This is a genomic window from Novosphingobium soli (genome assembly GCF_042432915.1).
GTDB classification, from domain to species: domain Bacteria; phylum Pseudomonadota; class Alphaproteobacteria; order Sphingomonadales; family Sphingomonadaceae; genus Novosphingobium; species Novosphingobium soli.
On sequence record NZ_JBHLWK010000018.1, the window covers coordinates 160,927 to 174,461 of the forward strand.

A 13,535-nucleotide genomic window follows, 5' to 3' on the forward strand; every position below is an offset into this window, starting at 1 on the left:
CATGCACCTCGAATTCTTCCCGTCGCGCACGCTGACGCTGTATCTGGCGCGGCTTTTCGTCACCCGCATCCTGGCCGTGCTGTTCATGCTGGTGCTGGTGCTGCAGGTGCTGGACCTGCTCGGCGAAAGCGGCGACATCCTGGCGCATCCTGGCAACGGGCAGATGCAGCTGCTCTACTACGTCAGCCTGCGTATCCCGCAGCTCGTGGCCCGCTTCCTGCCCTATTCGGTGCTGCTGGCGACGATCATCACGCTCGCCACGCTCAACCAGAACAGCGAGGTGATCTCGATGAAGGCCGCGGGCCTCTCGGCGCACCAGGTGCTGGCGCCGCTGATCCTGTCGGCGCTGGTGATCTCGGTCGCCAGCTTCGCGTTCAACGAGCGCGTGGTGACGCGCGCGACCTCCACGCTCGACGCCTGGGAGGCGGTGGACTACGGCGCCATCCCCGAGGACGCGAGTCCCAAGGCCAACCTCTACCTGGCCGATGGCCCGGAACTGCTGCTGGCGCAGTCGCTGTCCGGAGAGGGCCGGGCGATGACGCTGAACGGGGTCACCTACTATCGCCGCGACGCCAACGACATGATCGTCGAGCAGATGCGCGCGGCGCGGGCGACGTACGCCAATCCCGGCTGGACGCTGGAGCGGCCGGTCAAGTTCGACGTCGCCAGCACCACCACCAGCCAGCTCGCCTCGGCCCGGGTGGCGCCGGGCATTACGCCGGCCAAGATCTTCATCTCCAAGGTCGACCCCGATGCGCAGGACATCGCCGCGCTGGGCGGCTCGATCGCCGCGGTGCGCGAGGCGGGACGGCGCACCAGCGAGCTCGACGCCGCCTGGTGGCACAAGCTCTCGGGCCCGCTGTCGTCGGCGCTGATGCCGCTGCTGGGCGCGGTCGCGGCCTTCGGCCTGGCGCGTTCGGGCGCGCTGCTGATCCGCGCGGTGATCGGCATGGCGCTGGGCTTCGCCTACTTCGTGTTCGACAATGCCGCGCTCGCCATGGGCAACTTCGGCGGCTACCCGCCGCTCGTCGCGGCCTGGGCGCCGTTCCTGCTGTTCGCGCTCATCGGCGAGACCGTGCTCATCCGCACCGAGGAGTGAGCGGGGGCGCGCCGCCCGGTGGTCCCGCTGCGCTGTCGCTAACGCGGCCTTAGCACGGCGTTAGCGCGGCCTTAGCGCGTCCGCATGGTGCTGCGCGCCAGCCGCGCCAGCAGCGGCGTCAGCCCGGGATAGCTCGCCCGCTCGTAAGTCGAACCGGCACCCAGATGCGCGCCCAGCCGGCGGTGCGCCTCCGCCAGCGAGTGATAGGGCATCGAGGGCAGCAGGTGGTGCAGCGCATGGTAGCGCAGCCCCACGGGCGCCCACAGGCCCGAGAACCGGGCCGGAGGCGGCACGTTCACCGAATCGAGGTACTGCGCGGTGACGGTCATCGCCTCGCCGTCGTTCTCCCACAGGTGCGCCACGAGGGTGCGGACCTGGTTGAGCAGCGCCGTGAACGAGACCACGCACAAGCCGATCAGCAGCGGGCGCCAGCCCCAGGCGAGGCTTGCACCGATCGCCGCGATCGCCCAGGCCGAGCAGCCCAGTTCCTGCCAGAACACCATGTGGGCGAAATCGCCCTCGGGCTTGCGGCGGCGGTACTGCGGATTGATGGCAAGCGCGGAGGCACGTTCCCACACCAGCGTGCGCAGCGGCGGGATCACCGTGCCCAGCGGCACCAGCACGGCCGACCGGATGAGCAGCGCCGGCGGCAGCAGGATCGCGGTCAGCGCGAAGACCGGCAGGCTCCACGGCTTCATCAGCGCCAGCGGCAGGTACTCCGGGTCCTCCACGGTGCCGTAGCGGGTGCGGGCATGGTGCTGGGTGTGCACCCCCTCGTACATGAAGGAGGGGATCAGCAGCGGGATGCCCACCAGCAGGTTCCAGCCGAAGCGGAAGCCCGGCAGCGCATCCTTGTGGATGTGGCTGAGCTCGTGGATGAACAGCAGCGCGCGGTAGAGCGCCAGCGAGGACACCACGGCGAGCACCACCGCCAGCACCGGCTGGGCCACCAGGATCGCGCCGGCCAGGGCGCCATAGCCGACCAGCGCGCTGGCCAGCAGGTCCGGCCAGTAGATGCCGGGCCGCGCCTGCGAGATATCGCGCGTCAGCTCCACCGCGGCGCGCAGCATCGCCTTGTCGTCGGGGATCTGCGAATGCCACGTCGCGCCCTGCGCCGCGTCGCGCACCGGGGAAGAGGGCAGGTCTATCGCTTTGTGGGCATTCATCGTTCGAGATTTCCAAAATGCTTCCGGGTGTCAGCCGACCCGGACCGGAGTTCACGGCCGGCCGCCTTGCGCCCCGGCGGGAAGCCGGGCTTGACAAGACGCCGTCCGCGGCAGCACCTCGCGCGCACTTCCCTGTTACGCCAGAACAAAGGCAGCATCGTGGCCATGGCCGAACTAGTCATCACACCCGTCTCCAGCAAGGCCGACATCGCCGCTTTTGTCGATGTCGCTTATCGGCTCAATGCGTCAGATCAAAACTGGGTCGCGAACCTGCGCTCGGAGGAGGTCTCCAAGTTCACGCGCGGCAAGAACCCGTTCTTCGCCCACGCCCGCGTCCAGCTGTTCCTCGCCCGGCGCGGCGACCGGGTGGTCGGGCGCATTTCCGCCCACATCGATGAACTGGCGCTGAAACAGCCGCCCGAGCAGGGCATGGGGCCGGGCACGGGCAACTGGGGCGCGATCGAGGCCGAGGACGCGGAGACCGCGCAGGCGCTCATCGCCGCGGCCGAGGACTGGCTGCGGGGCCAGGGCATGACCCGCGTGCTGGCGCCGATGAACCTCTCGATCTGGGAGGAGCCCGGGCTGCAGGTGCTCGGCCACGATCATCCGCCGATGGTGATGATGGCGCATCACAACCCCGCCTACCAGGGCTGGGTCGAAAGTGCCGGCTACGTGCGGGTGAAGACGCTCCACACCTACGAGCTCGACGTGCGCAACCAGTTCCCGCCGCTGATCCAGCGCATCGTCGCCTCGGGCGAGAAGAACGCGCGGATCGTCATCCGCGAGGCCGACCTCAAGCACTTCGACCGCGATGCCGCGATCATCTGCGACATCCTCAACGACGCGTGGTCGGACAACTGGGGCTTCGTGCCCTTCACGCCCGAGGAGATCGCCTATACCGGCAAGGCGCTCAAGCCGCTGGTGCAGCCCTCGCTGATCCGCATCGCCGAGTACGACGGCGAGGCGGTCGCCTTCATGATGACGCTGCCGGACCTCAACGGCGTGCAGAGGACGGTGAACAAGCGCAACGGCAAGCCGTCCATCTTCGGCCTGCTCAAGCTGCTGCTGTGGCTGCGCAAGCCTCGCCCGGCGGACATGCGCGTGCCGCTGATGGGGGTGCGCAAGAAGCTGCAGTCCTCGCGCCTCGCCAGCCAGCTCGCCTTCATGATGATCGAGTACATCCGCCGCGCTGCGGCCTCGAAGTTCGCGGCGAAGCGCGGCGAGATCGGCTGGATCCTCGAGGACAACCAGGGCATGGTCGCCATCGCGCAGGCCATCGACAGCAAGGTCAACCGCGAATACGCGATCTACGACAAGGCGCTGTGACGCCGCCGCCGGTGAGCGCGGTGGCCGCGCTCGCCGGCAGTCGTGTTTCCGCCCGGCCAGGCCTCCCGCCCGCTCAGCCTGAGCCTGTCGAAGGCCCCGAGGCGAGGCGCGGCGCCCGCATGTTGGAGCGGTGCCCGCCGCTAGGCGATGCTGTCCCGCCAGCGCCGGATCAGGGCTGCGGGTCCGCTGCCGGCGGGGGCGTGTCCACGACCGGCCCGGCCTCGAGCGGGTCGGTGACGCCCTCGTCCTCGGGCGCTGCGGACGCTGACACCGAGGGGCCGCGCGTCGTTGGCCCTTCGTAGAGCCCCGCGTCGGGGTCCGACAGCGAGGCTTGCGAGCGGACCGTGTCGTAAGGCAGCATGTCGTCGCCCACCGAGCGGGGCAGCAGCTCGCCGCCGGCGGCCGCCTTGGGCTGGTCGTCGGAGTTCTTGCACGCGGCGAGCGCCAGCGTGGCGCAGACGACGGCACCGGTCAGGCGGAACTTCATGCGGCGGTCTCCGGCGGGCAGGGGCGATCGAGCGCGGCGAGGAAGGCGGGCGCGCGGGCGAGGAGCGCTGCGTCCCAGGCGGCGAAGTCCACCGGCTTGCCGAGCCGCTCCAGGCTGGTGACGCCGAATTCGTCGATCCCGCAGGGCACGATGCCGGTGAAGTGCGACAGGTCCGGGCGGATGTTCACCGCGAAGCCGTGCATCGTCACCCACTTGCGGATGCGCACGCCGATGGCGCCGACCTTGGCCTCGCGCCCGTCGATGTCGCGGGTCCAGATGCCGATCCGGCCCTCGGAGCGAAAGCCCTCCACCCCGAAATCGCGCAGGGTCTCGATCACCCAGCCTTCGAGGCCGTGCACGAAGCCGCGGGCGTCGCGGGCGTGCGTCCTGAGGTCCAGCAGGACATAGCCCACGCGCTGGCCGGGCCCGTGGTAGGTGTAGCGCCCGCCGCGCCCGGCCTCGACCACCTCGAAGCGCGGGTCGAGCAGCTCGGCCGAGGCGGCGCTGGTCCCGGCGGTGTAGACCGGCGGATGTTCGAGCAGCCACACCAGTTCGCGCGCCTCGCCCGCCGCGATCGCCGCGTTGCGGGCGGTCATCTCCTCCAGCGCCGCGCGGTAGGGGACGGGATCGGTGGACACCCGGAGCTCGATATCACCCGGAAGAGTGGCGGGAATCGTCATGCCGCGTTGCGTGGCGCCATTTCCTGCGGTTATCAAGAGCCTTCAGGCGAGGCCCGCCCGCCCCCGGGGCGAATGCGCGGATCCGGCCCACCGTGGAGTACGAGATGAAGTTCGACAGCAACCGGGCCTGGACTGACGCGATGGCCGCCGTGCGCGCCAACCGCGAGGTGCTGCTGGCACTGGGCGGCGTGTTCTTCCTGCTCCCCACGCTCCTCTCCACCGTCTTCCTCACGGATGTGCAGACGCGGATCATGGCCACCATGGCGCAGCCCGAGGTCCTGAAGCAGGTGATGCGGGAAAACCTCGGCATGATGCTCGCCTTCGGCGTCGGCGGCGGAGTGGCGCAGATGATCGGCTACCTGGCCGTCACTTCCCTCATCAGCGACCGGCAGCGCCCGACCGTGGGCGAATCGATCCGCGCCGGACTGCGCGCGCTGCCCTCGCTCTTCGCGGTCGCGGTGATCGTCTTCCTCGGGGTCATGCTGGCGACGGTGGCGATCACGATGCTGGTGGCCGGCCTGTTCGCGCTGATCGGGGCACCGCGCGCGGGTTCGATGGTGGCCGTCGTGCTGCTGATGATGGCGCTGGCCTACGCCGCGATCAAGCTGTCGCTGGTGGTGCCGGTGATCGTCAACGAGGGGGTGCGCAATCCCGTCGGCGCCATGGCGCGCTCCTGGCGGCTGACGCGGCGCAACAGCGCCCGGCTATTCGGCTTCTACCTGCTGCTGACGCTGGGCTACTTCGTGCTCGCCATCACGCTGACGCTGGTGCTGGCGGGGCCGGTCATGCTGCTGCTGGGGCAGGGCGGCTTCGCCCTCATGATCATGGGCGTGGTCTCGGGCGCGATCTCCGCGGCGGCGAGCGTGGTGCTGGCGGCCGTGGTGGCGCAGACGCACCGCCAGCTTGCCGGTCCCACGCCCGAGTTCGCCGCCAGCCCGTTCGAGTAAGCGGCGCCTTAGAGCAAGCCGCGCCTCGACCTCCGGCCGCCCCCGGGGTCAGCCTTCGCCGGCCCTCGTCAGGCCTCGTCCTCTTCCTTCCAGGCCCACCACAGGAAGCAGGGCGGCACGTTCACCGCCTCGAAGTCCTGGTCGATGTGCTTGAAGTGGCGCGCCATGTAGCTGCGCGCCTTGGGGCGGAACTGGTACACCAGGAAGGCCCCGCCCTTGCGGATGACGCGATGGGTGGCAGCGGCGATGGCCGGGGCGACGCCGTCCGGCAGGGTGGAGAAGGGCAGGCCCGAAAGCACGTAGTCCGCCTTTTCGTGGCCGTGGGCGCGCACGATCTCCTCGACGTCGGCGGCCGAGCCCAGCACTGCCACGAAGCGGCTGTCGTTGACCGTGCGCCGCAGGTAGTCGATGAAAAGCGGGTTGGTGTCGATCACCAGCATCATGCCGTCGCGCGGCAGGCGGTCGAGCACCGGGCGGCAGAAGGTGCCGACGCCGGGGCCATACTCGACGAACAGCTTGCAGCGCGACCAGTCGACCCGCGAGAGCATCCGGTTGATGACGAAGCGGGAGGACGGCACCACCGAGCCCACCATCACGGGGTGGCGCAGGAACCCTTCCAGGAACACGCCCCATGGCCCCATGCCTTGCTTGATTTTCCGCTTGATCCGCTGGGGCAGTGCCTCTCGGGCAAGCTCGGTACTGGTCATGCTGGGGCAAGCTCTCGCGTTGTGCGGTGTCAGAAATCTGCCATGCGGTGGCAGATTGTCGCTGCCATTGCAAGGCGATGGGGTCGGGCCTTGGGGATGGACTCCTAGAGTATCTCGCGAACCGTCTCCTGCGGGCGACAAAGCCTGACGCCCCTTTCGGTTTCCACCAGAGGACGCTCGATCAGCATCGGTTCGGCGGCCATCGCGGCCAGAACGGTGGCATCGTCGGCATCGGGCAGGCCGCGCTCGACGGCATCGGTCCCGCGGGTGCGCAGGCCCTGCTGCGGGGTGATGCCGGCATCGCGGTAGAGCTGCGCCAGCTTGTCGGCGGACGGCGGGGTCTTGAGGTACTCGACCACCTCCAGCGCGATGCCGGGGGTCTCCTCGAGGATCGCGAGCGTCTTGCGCGAGGTGCCGCAGGCGGGGTTGTGCCAGATGGTGGCCTTCATTGCCGGTCTCCTTCTCGTGTTGGCGGCGCGGGTGCCGGCCCCTCGCCGATGGTCTGTTCTTCCCCGCGGGCGAGCGCGGCGGCGCGCTGGACGGCGCGCACCAGGCGCGGGTGGACGCCGCAGCGGCACAAGTTGGGGATCGCCGCCTTGATCTCGGCCTCGCTCGGGCGGGCGTTGCGCGCCAGCAGCGCGGCCGCGGCCATGACGATGCCGGGGGTGCAGAAGCCGCACTGGATCGCCTGCTCGGCGACCAGGGCCTGCTGCACCGGGTGCGGCCGGTCGCGCGCCAGGCCCTCGACGGTGACCACGAAGCGGCCCTCGCACTCGGCCAGCGAGATGAGGCACGCGCGCAGCGCCGCGCCGTCCACGTGGACCGTGCAGGCGTGGCAGTCGCCCACGCCGCAGCCGTACTTGGTGCCGGTCAGGTTGGCGGCGTCGCGCAGCGCCCAGAGCAGCGGCGTGCGCGGGTCCATCGCGAACTCGACGGGCCGTTCGTTGACGGTGAGACGGGTCACGGCATGTCCAGCCAGCTCATATGCCGCGGCGGTGCCCGAGACGCGGCCCTAGCGCAAGCCCAGCTTGATCCCCGCCCACAGCGTGCGCGGCTGGCCCAGGTCGATCGAGCCGCCTTGATTGCGCGTCACGATCGTCTCGTCGGTAAGGTTCTCGCCGCGCAGGACCAGCGTGGCGAAGCGGCCGAGCGGGACTTGCGCGAAGAGGTCGAGCGTGGTCGCGGCGGGCAGGACGTCGGTCTCCAGGTCGTCCTCGAACTGGGCGCCGGTGTGGCGCACCGTGGCCGCGAGGCGCCAGCCCTCGCGCGGGGTCCAGGCCAGGGTGCCGCTGGCGAAGAGGCGGGGCACCTGCGCCGGGCGCAGCCCGTCGAGCGCCTGCTGGCTCCCGCTCGCCTCCACTTCGGCGTCGGTCCAGGCCAGCGACCCGGACAGATCGACGCGCCCGAGCGCAAGCTCCGCGCTCGCCTCCAGCCCGCGGGCGCGGATCGCATTGACGTTCTGTCGCTGGCGCGTGGTGGCATCGAGCGTCACGTTGGCGACCGCGTCCTTCAGGCGGTTGTCGAAGGCGGTCAGCGCGATCGACAGCGCCGGCGAGGGATGGAGGTCCACGCCCGCCTCGTACCCGCGCAGCCGTTCCGGCTTGAGCGCGGCGTTGGCCTGCGTGGTCACGGGGAAGACCACGAAGGGGCGGTAGAGCTCGTTCAGCGTCGGCAGGCGCAGGCCGGTATAGGCGGCGGCGCGCAGCGAGACCGCGCGGCCCGCGTTCCAGACCAGGCCGCCGCGGGCGTTGCCGCTCCACCCGTCACGGTTTGCGAAGCGGGTGTCGCGGCTCACCGCCCCGGCCGCGTTCAGCTCGCGGTAGAAGCCATCGCGGATCGTCCAGCGATCGGCGCGGGCACCGGCCGTCACCACCAGGCTGCCCAGCGTCCAGTCGTCCTCGACGTAGAGCCCGAGGTCGGACTGCTTGCCCCCGGCACGGCGGAACGCCGTGGCCAGGCCGGTGGTCGCGTTTAAGGGCACTTCCACCAGGTGGCCGCGCGAAAGCCGGATGTCGGCACCCAGCCGCAGCACGTGGTCGGCGCCGACCGGCGGCCGCAGCTCGGCCTTGCCGCCGACCGCCAGCGTCGGGGTCTTCTTCTGGTCCAGCGTCTTGCGGAAGCTGGTGGAGCTGATGACGACGTTCGAGAAATCCTGCGCCTGGACGTAGCCGAGCACGTCGAACTGCCATGCTCCCCGGCCGACCAGGCGCAGCGCGCCCTGCTGCCCCGACGACGTCGAATCCGCGCCATCGAAGCGCAGGGTCCGGGCGTCGTCGTAGACGAGGCCGGAGGCCTGCACCTCGACCGCGTCGGTGAGCGGTGCGACGCCGCGCAGCGATCCCGACCAGCTCTCGTAGCCGGCGCGGGCGGTGGCGGCGACGCGCTGGTCGCGCGGGGTGGTCTGGAAGCCCTGGCCGCGGTCCCACTGCACGCCGGCCACGACGAAGCCTTCGCCCAGGCGCGGCGCCAGCGTGAGCGCGCTCTGGGTCTCGCCGCGGTCGTTGACGAGCGCCTGTGCGGAAAGCGGGCCGAGCTCGTCGGGCCCGGCGCTCTCCAGCTCGATCGTGCCGGACACGGCGCCGGCGCCGAACGCGCCCATGCCGCCGCCGCGCGTGACCCGCACCGCGCCCAGGCGTTCGGGCGCCAGCGCGCTCAGCGGGATATAGCCGAAGAACGGGTTGCCCACCGGCACCCCGTCCAGCAGCACCTGCGCCCGGCTGGAGGCGTTGCCGCCCAGCGCGCGCAGCGTCACGCCCTGGTTCGAGGGATTGGAGGCGCGGCTGTCCGAGCGGCGGAACTGCTGGAACCCGGCCACCGAGGCGAGCACGTCCTCGATCCGGCCCGAAGCGCTGGAGGTCAGCGTGTCGCGCTCCAGCCTGCGCACGTCGTAGGCGGGGGTGGCGGGGCCTTCGCGCAGTCCGCGGCCGGTGACGACGATCGGGGCCCGGGGCAGGGCCTCGCCGTCCTCGCTCTCCGCAGTGGACTCCCCGGCCCGGGCGGAAAGAGGCGCCAGCAGCAGGGGAAGGGTCAGGAGCGACAGGGTTCGTGCCGCGCGGCATCGCGTCGAGGTCATGCCGCGCCTTCTACGGCAAGCAGCCGGGGTGGCAAGGCGCGGCGCGGTGGACGGATCGCAGGCGCGGAGTTTGCCTGTTTGGACAACTGTGCAGTCTGCCAAGGACGCCTGTCGATGGTACAAGGGTCCCCGAAGCGGCGAAGACGGGTCCAGGAAGGGCCCGCGCGTCGTGCCCGTCCCCGGTGGGCGGGAGCTTTGAGGAGGATGACACGATGGCAACCCAGGCATGGCTGCTCGCCTGCGTATCCGGTGCGCTGGCGTTTACGGGCACCCCCGCTGCGGCGCAGGACGAAGCGCCCGCCCCGTCCGGACCCAGGGCCGCCGACGGGTCTCCCTCCGCCCGCGAGGACGTCACCGGCGCCGACATCATCGTCACCGCCCGCCGCCGCGCCGAGACGGCGCAGGAGACGCCGGTGCCGATGACCGTGCTCTCCGACGCGCTGCTCGACCGCTATGGTGTCACCGGCATCGATTCGATCGCGCAGTTCACCCCGGGCCTGTTCACCGGAGAGGCTTCCGGCGCGATGGGCGGGTCGATCTCGCTGCGCGGGATCGGCTCGGGCGAATCGATGGCCTTCGTGGACCAGGCGGTCTCCACCAATGTCGACGGCGTGCCGATCTCCAGCGCCCAGATCCTGCGCGCGGCGCAGATGGACCTCCAGCAGATCGAGATCCTGCGCGGTCCGCAGTCGCTGTTCTTCGGCAAGAACAGCCCCGGCGGCATCATCTCCATTCTCACCGCCGATCCCGGCGACGCGCCCGAGCTGATGGTCCGCGCCGGCTACGAGTTCAAGGCACGCGAGAAGTACGTGGACGTCACCGGCTCGGCCCCGCTCACCGACACACTGGGCCTGCGCCTCGCCGCGCACGGCTCACGGATGGAGGGCTACATCCGCCTGGTCACCCCCGATGCCCCCGGCACAAGCACCCCTCCTCCGGGGGTCATCCCCACCGATCTCCACCGCTTCCCCAAGCAGGACGAGATGTTCTTGCGCGCCACGCTGGCCTGGCAGCCGAGCGACCGGATCAAGGTCCGGCTCAAGGGCACGTACACGGAAACCGAGGTGGTCGGCGGGCCGTCCTTCTACTCGGACATCGTCGCCTGCCCCTATGGCGTAGGCCAGCGCCCGTTCGAGGATGCCAGCAACTGCGAGAACGACGGCGTCGTCTATACCGCGGCGCTTCCGCCGTCCTATCTGGCCCTTAGCCCGTCCTTCGCCGGTCCTTACGGCGGCCGTCTCAACCGCCAGTACCTCCTCACCGGGCAGGTCGACTGGGACCTGTCGGAGGCGCTGACGCTGACCTCGGTCTCGGGCTACTACGGCGTGCGGGAGGATATCTCCTCGAACGGCGGCTATGGCCCCACCAGCAACAACGCCTTCGTCGTGGGCTTCAGCAACGACCAGTATTCCCAGGAACTGCGCCTCGCGTCCGATTTCGACGGCATGTTCGACGTCGTGATCGGCGGTTTCTACGAAGACCGCCGGCTCTACACCTCGACGTTCATCGCGGTGCCCGGCATCAACCTGCCGCTGCCCACCGAATCGACGCACCAGAAGCAGACCTCGGCCTCGGCCTTCGGCCAGCTGCTGTTCAACCCGACCGAGCAGATCCAGGTCACCGCCGGCGGCCGCTACACCCACGAAGTGAAGGATCTGCGCGACTTCACGGTCACCCCTTACGGCGGCACGCCCTTCGACGTGACGACGAGCCCGCGCTATCCCGGCACCCGGCTGAAGTTCGACGACTTCTCGCCCGAAGTCACGGTCAAGTTTACGCCTGCGGACGATGTGATGCTCTTCGCCTCGTACAAGCAGGGGTTCAAGTCCGGCGGCTTCGATGCGGGGTTCACCAACGGCGCCATCGCGCTCGACCCGTCGCGCGACCAGAGCTTCGATCCCGAGGAGGTCGAAGGCTTCGAGGCCGGCCTCAAGTCACGCTTCGCCGACCGGCAGGTCACGTTCAACCTCACCGCCTACTGGTACGACTACTCGGGCCTGCAGGTCTCGGTCTTCGACACCACCAGCCGCGCCTTCCGCCTGCAGAACGCCGCCAAGGCGCGGATCAAGGGGATCGAGGCGGAGACCAGCTTCTCCCCCTCCGCAGCGCCCGGGCTCTCGCTCCATGCCGCCGTGGCCTACAACGATTCGAAGTTCCGCGACTACCTGGCCGACTGCTACGCCGGCCAGACCGCGGCGCTCGGCTGCAACCAGCAGTTCGATACGGTGCTGGGCCGCTACACCGCGCAGGACCTGTCCGGGCGGCGACTGCGCAAGGCGCCGGTCTTCACCGCCAACCTCGGCGGCTACTTCGAGGCCGGGCTGGGCGCGCTGACGACGAGCGTGTCGGCCGACGCCAACTATTCGGGCAAATACAACGCCGGCACCCAGCTCCAGCCGCTGGCGCAGCAGGACGCCTTCTGGAAGCTGGACGCCAGCTGGCGCCTGTTCACCGCCGACCGCAAGTGGGAGCTGGCGGTGATCGGCCGCAATCTCACCAACGAGCGCAACCTCATCAGCGGCATCGACCGGACCGGCACCGGCGGCGCCAAGGGAACCAGCGGCGCGAGTTGCACCGCGGTCGGCACGCCGGCGGGCTGCGTTGCGCTGGCGGACATCATCGGAACCGTCGCGCAACCGCGCTCGGTCGCGGTGCAGCTGACCTACAACTACTGAACCGGCGTCACTCCGCCGGGCCGATCTCCAGCCGGACCGGCTCCAGGCCCTCGATCGTGCCTTCCAGCACGTCGCCGGCCGCGACGGGACCGACCCCTGCCGGCGTGCCGGTGTAGACAAGGTCGCCCGGCGCAAGGTGGTAGAGGCGCGAAAGGTCGGCGATCAGCTCGGGGATCGACCAGATCATGTCGGCGAGCGTGCCGTCCTGGCGTGCCTCGCCGTTCTGCGCCAGCGCGATGCGCTGCCCCGCCACTTCGCCGAAGCGCGCTGCGGGCGTGATGGGCGCGATCACCGCGCCATTCTCGAAGTCCTTGCCGGTGTCCCAGGGATAGCCCTTGGCCTTGGCCGCGTTCTGCAGGTCGCGCCGGGTCATGTCGAGCCCGCAGGCATAGCCGAAGACGACATCAAGCGCGGCCTCGGGCCCGATGCGGAAAGCCGGCGCGCCGATGGCGACGACCAGCTCCATCTCGTAGTGGCAGCTGGCGGTTCCCGGCGGGTAGGGGATCGTTTCGCCCGACAGGCAGAGCGCGGCCGGCGCCTTGGTGAACCAGATCGGAGCCTCCCGGTCCACGGCATTGCCCAGTTCCAAAGCGTGCGCGGCATAGTTGCGGCCGACGCAGAACACGCGGCGCACCGGATAGCGTGCCTCCGCACCGAGCACGGGGACGGCGGAGGCGGCGGGCAGGTCGAACAGCAGCGTCATTCCGCCTCCTTAAGGGCACCTGCGAGGAAGGGAAAGGGCGGCGGCCCACCGCCTTGCCGCTTGCGGTGCCGGGCGGCGCGCCTACATTGCCAGGCGTGACTGCTGAACAGTACCTCTCGGGCCGGATCCTGCTCGCCATGCCCGGCATGTTCGACCCGCGCTTCGAGCGGTCGGTCAACGTGATGTGCGTGCATGACGAGAACGGCGCGCTCGGCATCGGGATCGGCCAGGTGCGGGACGGCGTGCGCTTCCACGACGTGCTGGAGGAACTGGACGTCGACCCCGGCGTCTCGCCCAATCGCGAGATCATGAACGGCGGGCCGGTGGAGCCGGGCCGCGGGTTCATCCTCCATTCGACCGACTGGGGCGGGGCCGACACCATCGCAGTGCAGCCGCTCTGCGCGCTCTCCGCCTCGATGGACGTGCTGCGCGCGATCGCGGAGGGGCGCGGGCCGGAGCACTGGATCATGGCGCTGGGCTATGCCGGCTGGGGCGCCGGCCAGCTGGAGGCCGAGATGCGCCACCATGGCTGGTACGCCGCCGCGGGCCACCGAGAGGTCCTGTTCGAAACCCCTCCCGAAGCGCGCTGGTCCGCCACGTGGCGGGCCGAAGGCATCGATCCGGCGGTGCTCTCGACCGAGACGGGGCGCGCCTAGCCGGGCACCTATCGAA

13 protein-coding genes are annotated in these 13,535 nt (G+C 70.3%); 5 read left to right on the forward strand and 8 right to left on the reverse strand.

Annotated features, from left to right (window positions below; all coding sequences use genetic code 11):
- Position 1 precedes the first annotated feature (1 nt).
- The gene (gene lptG, locus ACFFJC_RS15455) at positions 2-1,099 is read left to right on the forward strand and encodes an LPS export ABC transporter permease LptG (protein WP_379488378.1); all 1,098 of its coding nucleotides are present in this window, start codon (positions 2-4) and stop codon (positions 1,097-1,099) included.
- A 71-nt stretch (positions 1,100-1,170) separates the two neighbouring features.
- On the opposite strand, the gene ACFFJC_RS15460 is transcribed toward lptG, so the two are convergent.
- On the reverse strand, positions 1,171-2,265 hold the full coding sequence (locus tag ACFFJC_RS15460; protein ID WP_379488379.1) for a fatty acid desaturase family protein: 1,095 nt from the start codon (positions 2,263-2,265) through the stop codon (positions 1,171-1,173).
- Between the two features lie 165 nt (positions 2,266-2,430).
- Between ACFFJC_RS15460 and ACFFJC_RS15465 the strand changes: the two genes are divergently transcribed.
- Positions 2,431-3,591 carry an N-acetyltransferase gene (locus ACFFJC_RS15465; protein WP_379488380.1) on the forward strand — a complete coding sequence of 387 codons (1,161 nt, stop codon included), beginning with the start codon at positions 2,431-2,433 and terminating at the stop codon, positions 3,589-3,591.
- A gap of 169 nt (positions 3,592-3,760) precedes the next feature.
- Here the strand turns inward: ACFFJC_RS15465 and ACFFJC_RS15470 are convergent, their stop codons facing one another.
- Both ACFFJC_RS15470 and lipB read right to left on the reverse strand, forming a co-directional pair.
- Complete coding sequence (locus ACFFJC_RS15470) at positions 3,761-4,078, reverse strand: hypothetical protein (RefSeq protein ID WP_379488381.1); 318 nt, start codon at positions 4,076-4,078, stop codon at positions 3,761-3,763.
- A complete protein-coding gene (gene lipB, locus ACFFJC_RS15475) occupies positions 4,075-4,758 on the reverse strand; it encodes a lipoyl(octanoyl) transferase LipB (RefSeq protein ID WP_379488382.1) in 684 nt (227 codons plus the stop codon). Before lipB ends, ACFFJC_RS15470 begins: the two co-directional genes overlap by 4 nt.
- Before the next feature lie 104 nt (positions 4,759-4,862).
- Between lipB and ACFFJC_RS15480 the strand changes: the two genes are divergently transcribed.
- Positions 4,863-5,705 carry a glycerophosphoryl diester phosphodiesterase membrane domain-containing protein gene (locus tag ACFFJC_RS15480; RefSeq protein ID WP_379488383.1) on the forward strand — a complete coding sequence of 281 codons (843 nt, stop codon included), beginning with the start codon at positions 4,863-4,865 and terminating at the stop codon, positions 5,703-5,705.
- A gap of 68 nt (positions 5,706-5,773) precedes the next feature.
- On the opposite strand, the gene ACFFJC_RS15485 is transcribed toward ACFFJC_RS15480, so the two are convergent.
- The 4 genes from ACFFJC_RS15485 to ACFFJC_RS15500 all read right to left on the reverse strand — a co-directional run bounded on the left by ACFFJC_RS15485 (position 5,774) and on the right by ACFFJC_RS15500 (position 9,485).
- Complete coding sequence (locus ACFFJC_RS15485) at positions 5,774-6,412, reverse strand: class I SAM-dependent methyltransferase (RefSeq protein WP_379488384.1); 639 nt, start codon at positions 6,410-6,412, stop codon at positions 5,774-5,776.
- Positions 6,413-6,516: 104 nt separating this feature from the next.
- Positions 6,517-6,861 (reverse strand): arsenate reductase (glutaredoxin), encoded by a 345-nt coding sequence (arsC, locus tag ACFFJC_RS15490; RefSeq protein ID WP_379488385.1) that lies wholly within the window; start codon positions 6,859-6,861, stop codon positions 6,517-6,519.
- Positions 6,858-7,376, reverse strand: a complete 519-nt coding sequence (locus tag ACFFJC_RS15495; RefSeq protein ID WP_379488386.1) for a (2Fe-2S)-binding protein — start codon at positions 7,374-7,376, stop codon at positions 6,858-6,860. Before ACFFJC_RS15495 ends, arsC begins: the two co-directional genes overlap by 4 nt.
- Positions 7,377-7,424: 48 nt before the next feature.
- A complete protein-coding gene (locus ACFFJC_RS15500; protein ID WP_379488387.1) occupies positions 7,425-9,485 on the reverse strand; it encodes a TonB-dependent receptor in 2,061 nt (686 codons plus the stop codon).
- A 212-nt stretch (positions 9,486-9,697) separates the two neighbouring features.
- Between ACFFJC_RS15500 and ACFFJC_RS15505 the strand changes: the two genes are divergently transcribed.
- A complete protein-coding gene (locus ACFFJC_RS15505; RefSeq protein ID WP_379488388.1) occupies positions 9,698-12,160 on the forward strand; it encodes a TonB-dependent receptor in 2,463 nt (820 codons plus the stop codon).
- Between the two features lie 7 nt (positions 12,161-12,167).
- On the opposite strand, the gene ACFFJC_RS15510 is transcribed toward ACFFJC_RS15505, so the two are convergent.
- Positions 12,168-12,863 carry a fumarylacetoacetate hydrolase family protein gene (locus tag ACFFJC_RS15510; protein ID WP_379488389.1) on the reverse strand — a complete coding sequence of 232 codons (696 nt, stop codon included), beginning with the start codon at positions 12,861-12,863 and terminating at the stop codon, positions 12,168-12,170.
- Positions 12,864-12,958: 95 nt separating this feature from the next.
- On the opposite strand from ACFFJC_RS15510, the gene ACFFJC_RS15515 reads away from it, so the two are divergent.
- On the forward strand, positions 12,959-13,519 hold the full coding sequence (locus ACFFJC_RS15515; protein ID WP_379488390.1) for a YqgE/AlgH family protein: 561 nt from the start codon (positions 12,959-12,961) through the stop codon (positions 13,517-13,519).
- The last annotated feature ends 16 nt before the right edge of the window (positions 13,520-13,535 follow it).

Excerpts from the sequence above, each read along its gene's own strand:
- ACFFJC_RS15510 (WP_379488389.1), bottom strand. The coding sequence starts at position 12,863 with ATGACGCTGCTGTTCGACCTGCCCGCCGCCTCCGCCGTCCCCGTGCTC.
- ACFFJC_RS15505 (WP_379488388.1), top strand. The coding sequence starts at position 9,698 with ATGGCAACCCAGGCATGGCTGCTCGCCTGCGTATCCGGTGCGCTGGCG.
- ACFFJC_RS15480 (WP_379488383.1), top strand. The coding sequence starts at position 4,863 with ATGAAGTTCGACAGCAACCGGGCCTGGACTGACGCGATGGCCGCCGTG.
- ACFFJC_RS15470 (WP_379488381.1), bottom strand. The coding sequence starts at position 4,078 with ATGAAGTTCCGCCTGACCGGTGCCGTCGTCTGCGCCACGCTGGCGCTC.
- ACFFJC_RS15460 (WP_379488379.1), bottom strand. The coding sequence starts at position 2,265 with ATGAATGCCCACAAAGCGATAGACCTGCCCTCTTCCCCGGTGCGCGAC.
- lptG (WP_379488378.1), top strand. The coding sequence starts at position 2 with ATGCACCTCGAATTCTTCCCGTCGCGCACGCTGACGCTGTATCTGGCG.
- lipB (WP_379488382.1), bottom strand. The coding sequence starts at position 4,758 with ATGACGATTCCCGCCACTCTTCCGGGTGATATCGAGCTCCGGGTGTCC.
- ACFFJC_RS15500 (WP_379488387.1), bottom strand. The coding sequence starts at position 9,485 with ATGACCTCGACGCGATGCCGCGCGGCACGAACCCTGTCGCTCCTGACC.
- ACFFJC_RS15465 (WP_379488380.1), top strand. The coding sequence starts at position 2,431 with ATGGCCGAACTAGTCATCACACCCGTCTCCAGCAAGGCCGACATCGCC.
- arsC (WP_379488385.1), bottom strand. The coding sequence starts at position 6,861 with ATGAAGGCCACCATCTGGCACAACCCCGCCTGCGGCACCTCGCGCAAG.
- ACFFJC_RS15485 (WP_379488384.1), bottom strand. The coding sequence starts at position 6,412 with ATGACCAGTACCGAGCTTGCCCGAGAGGCACTGCCCCAGCGGATCAAG.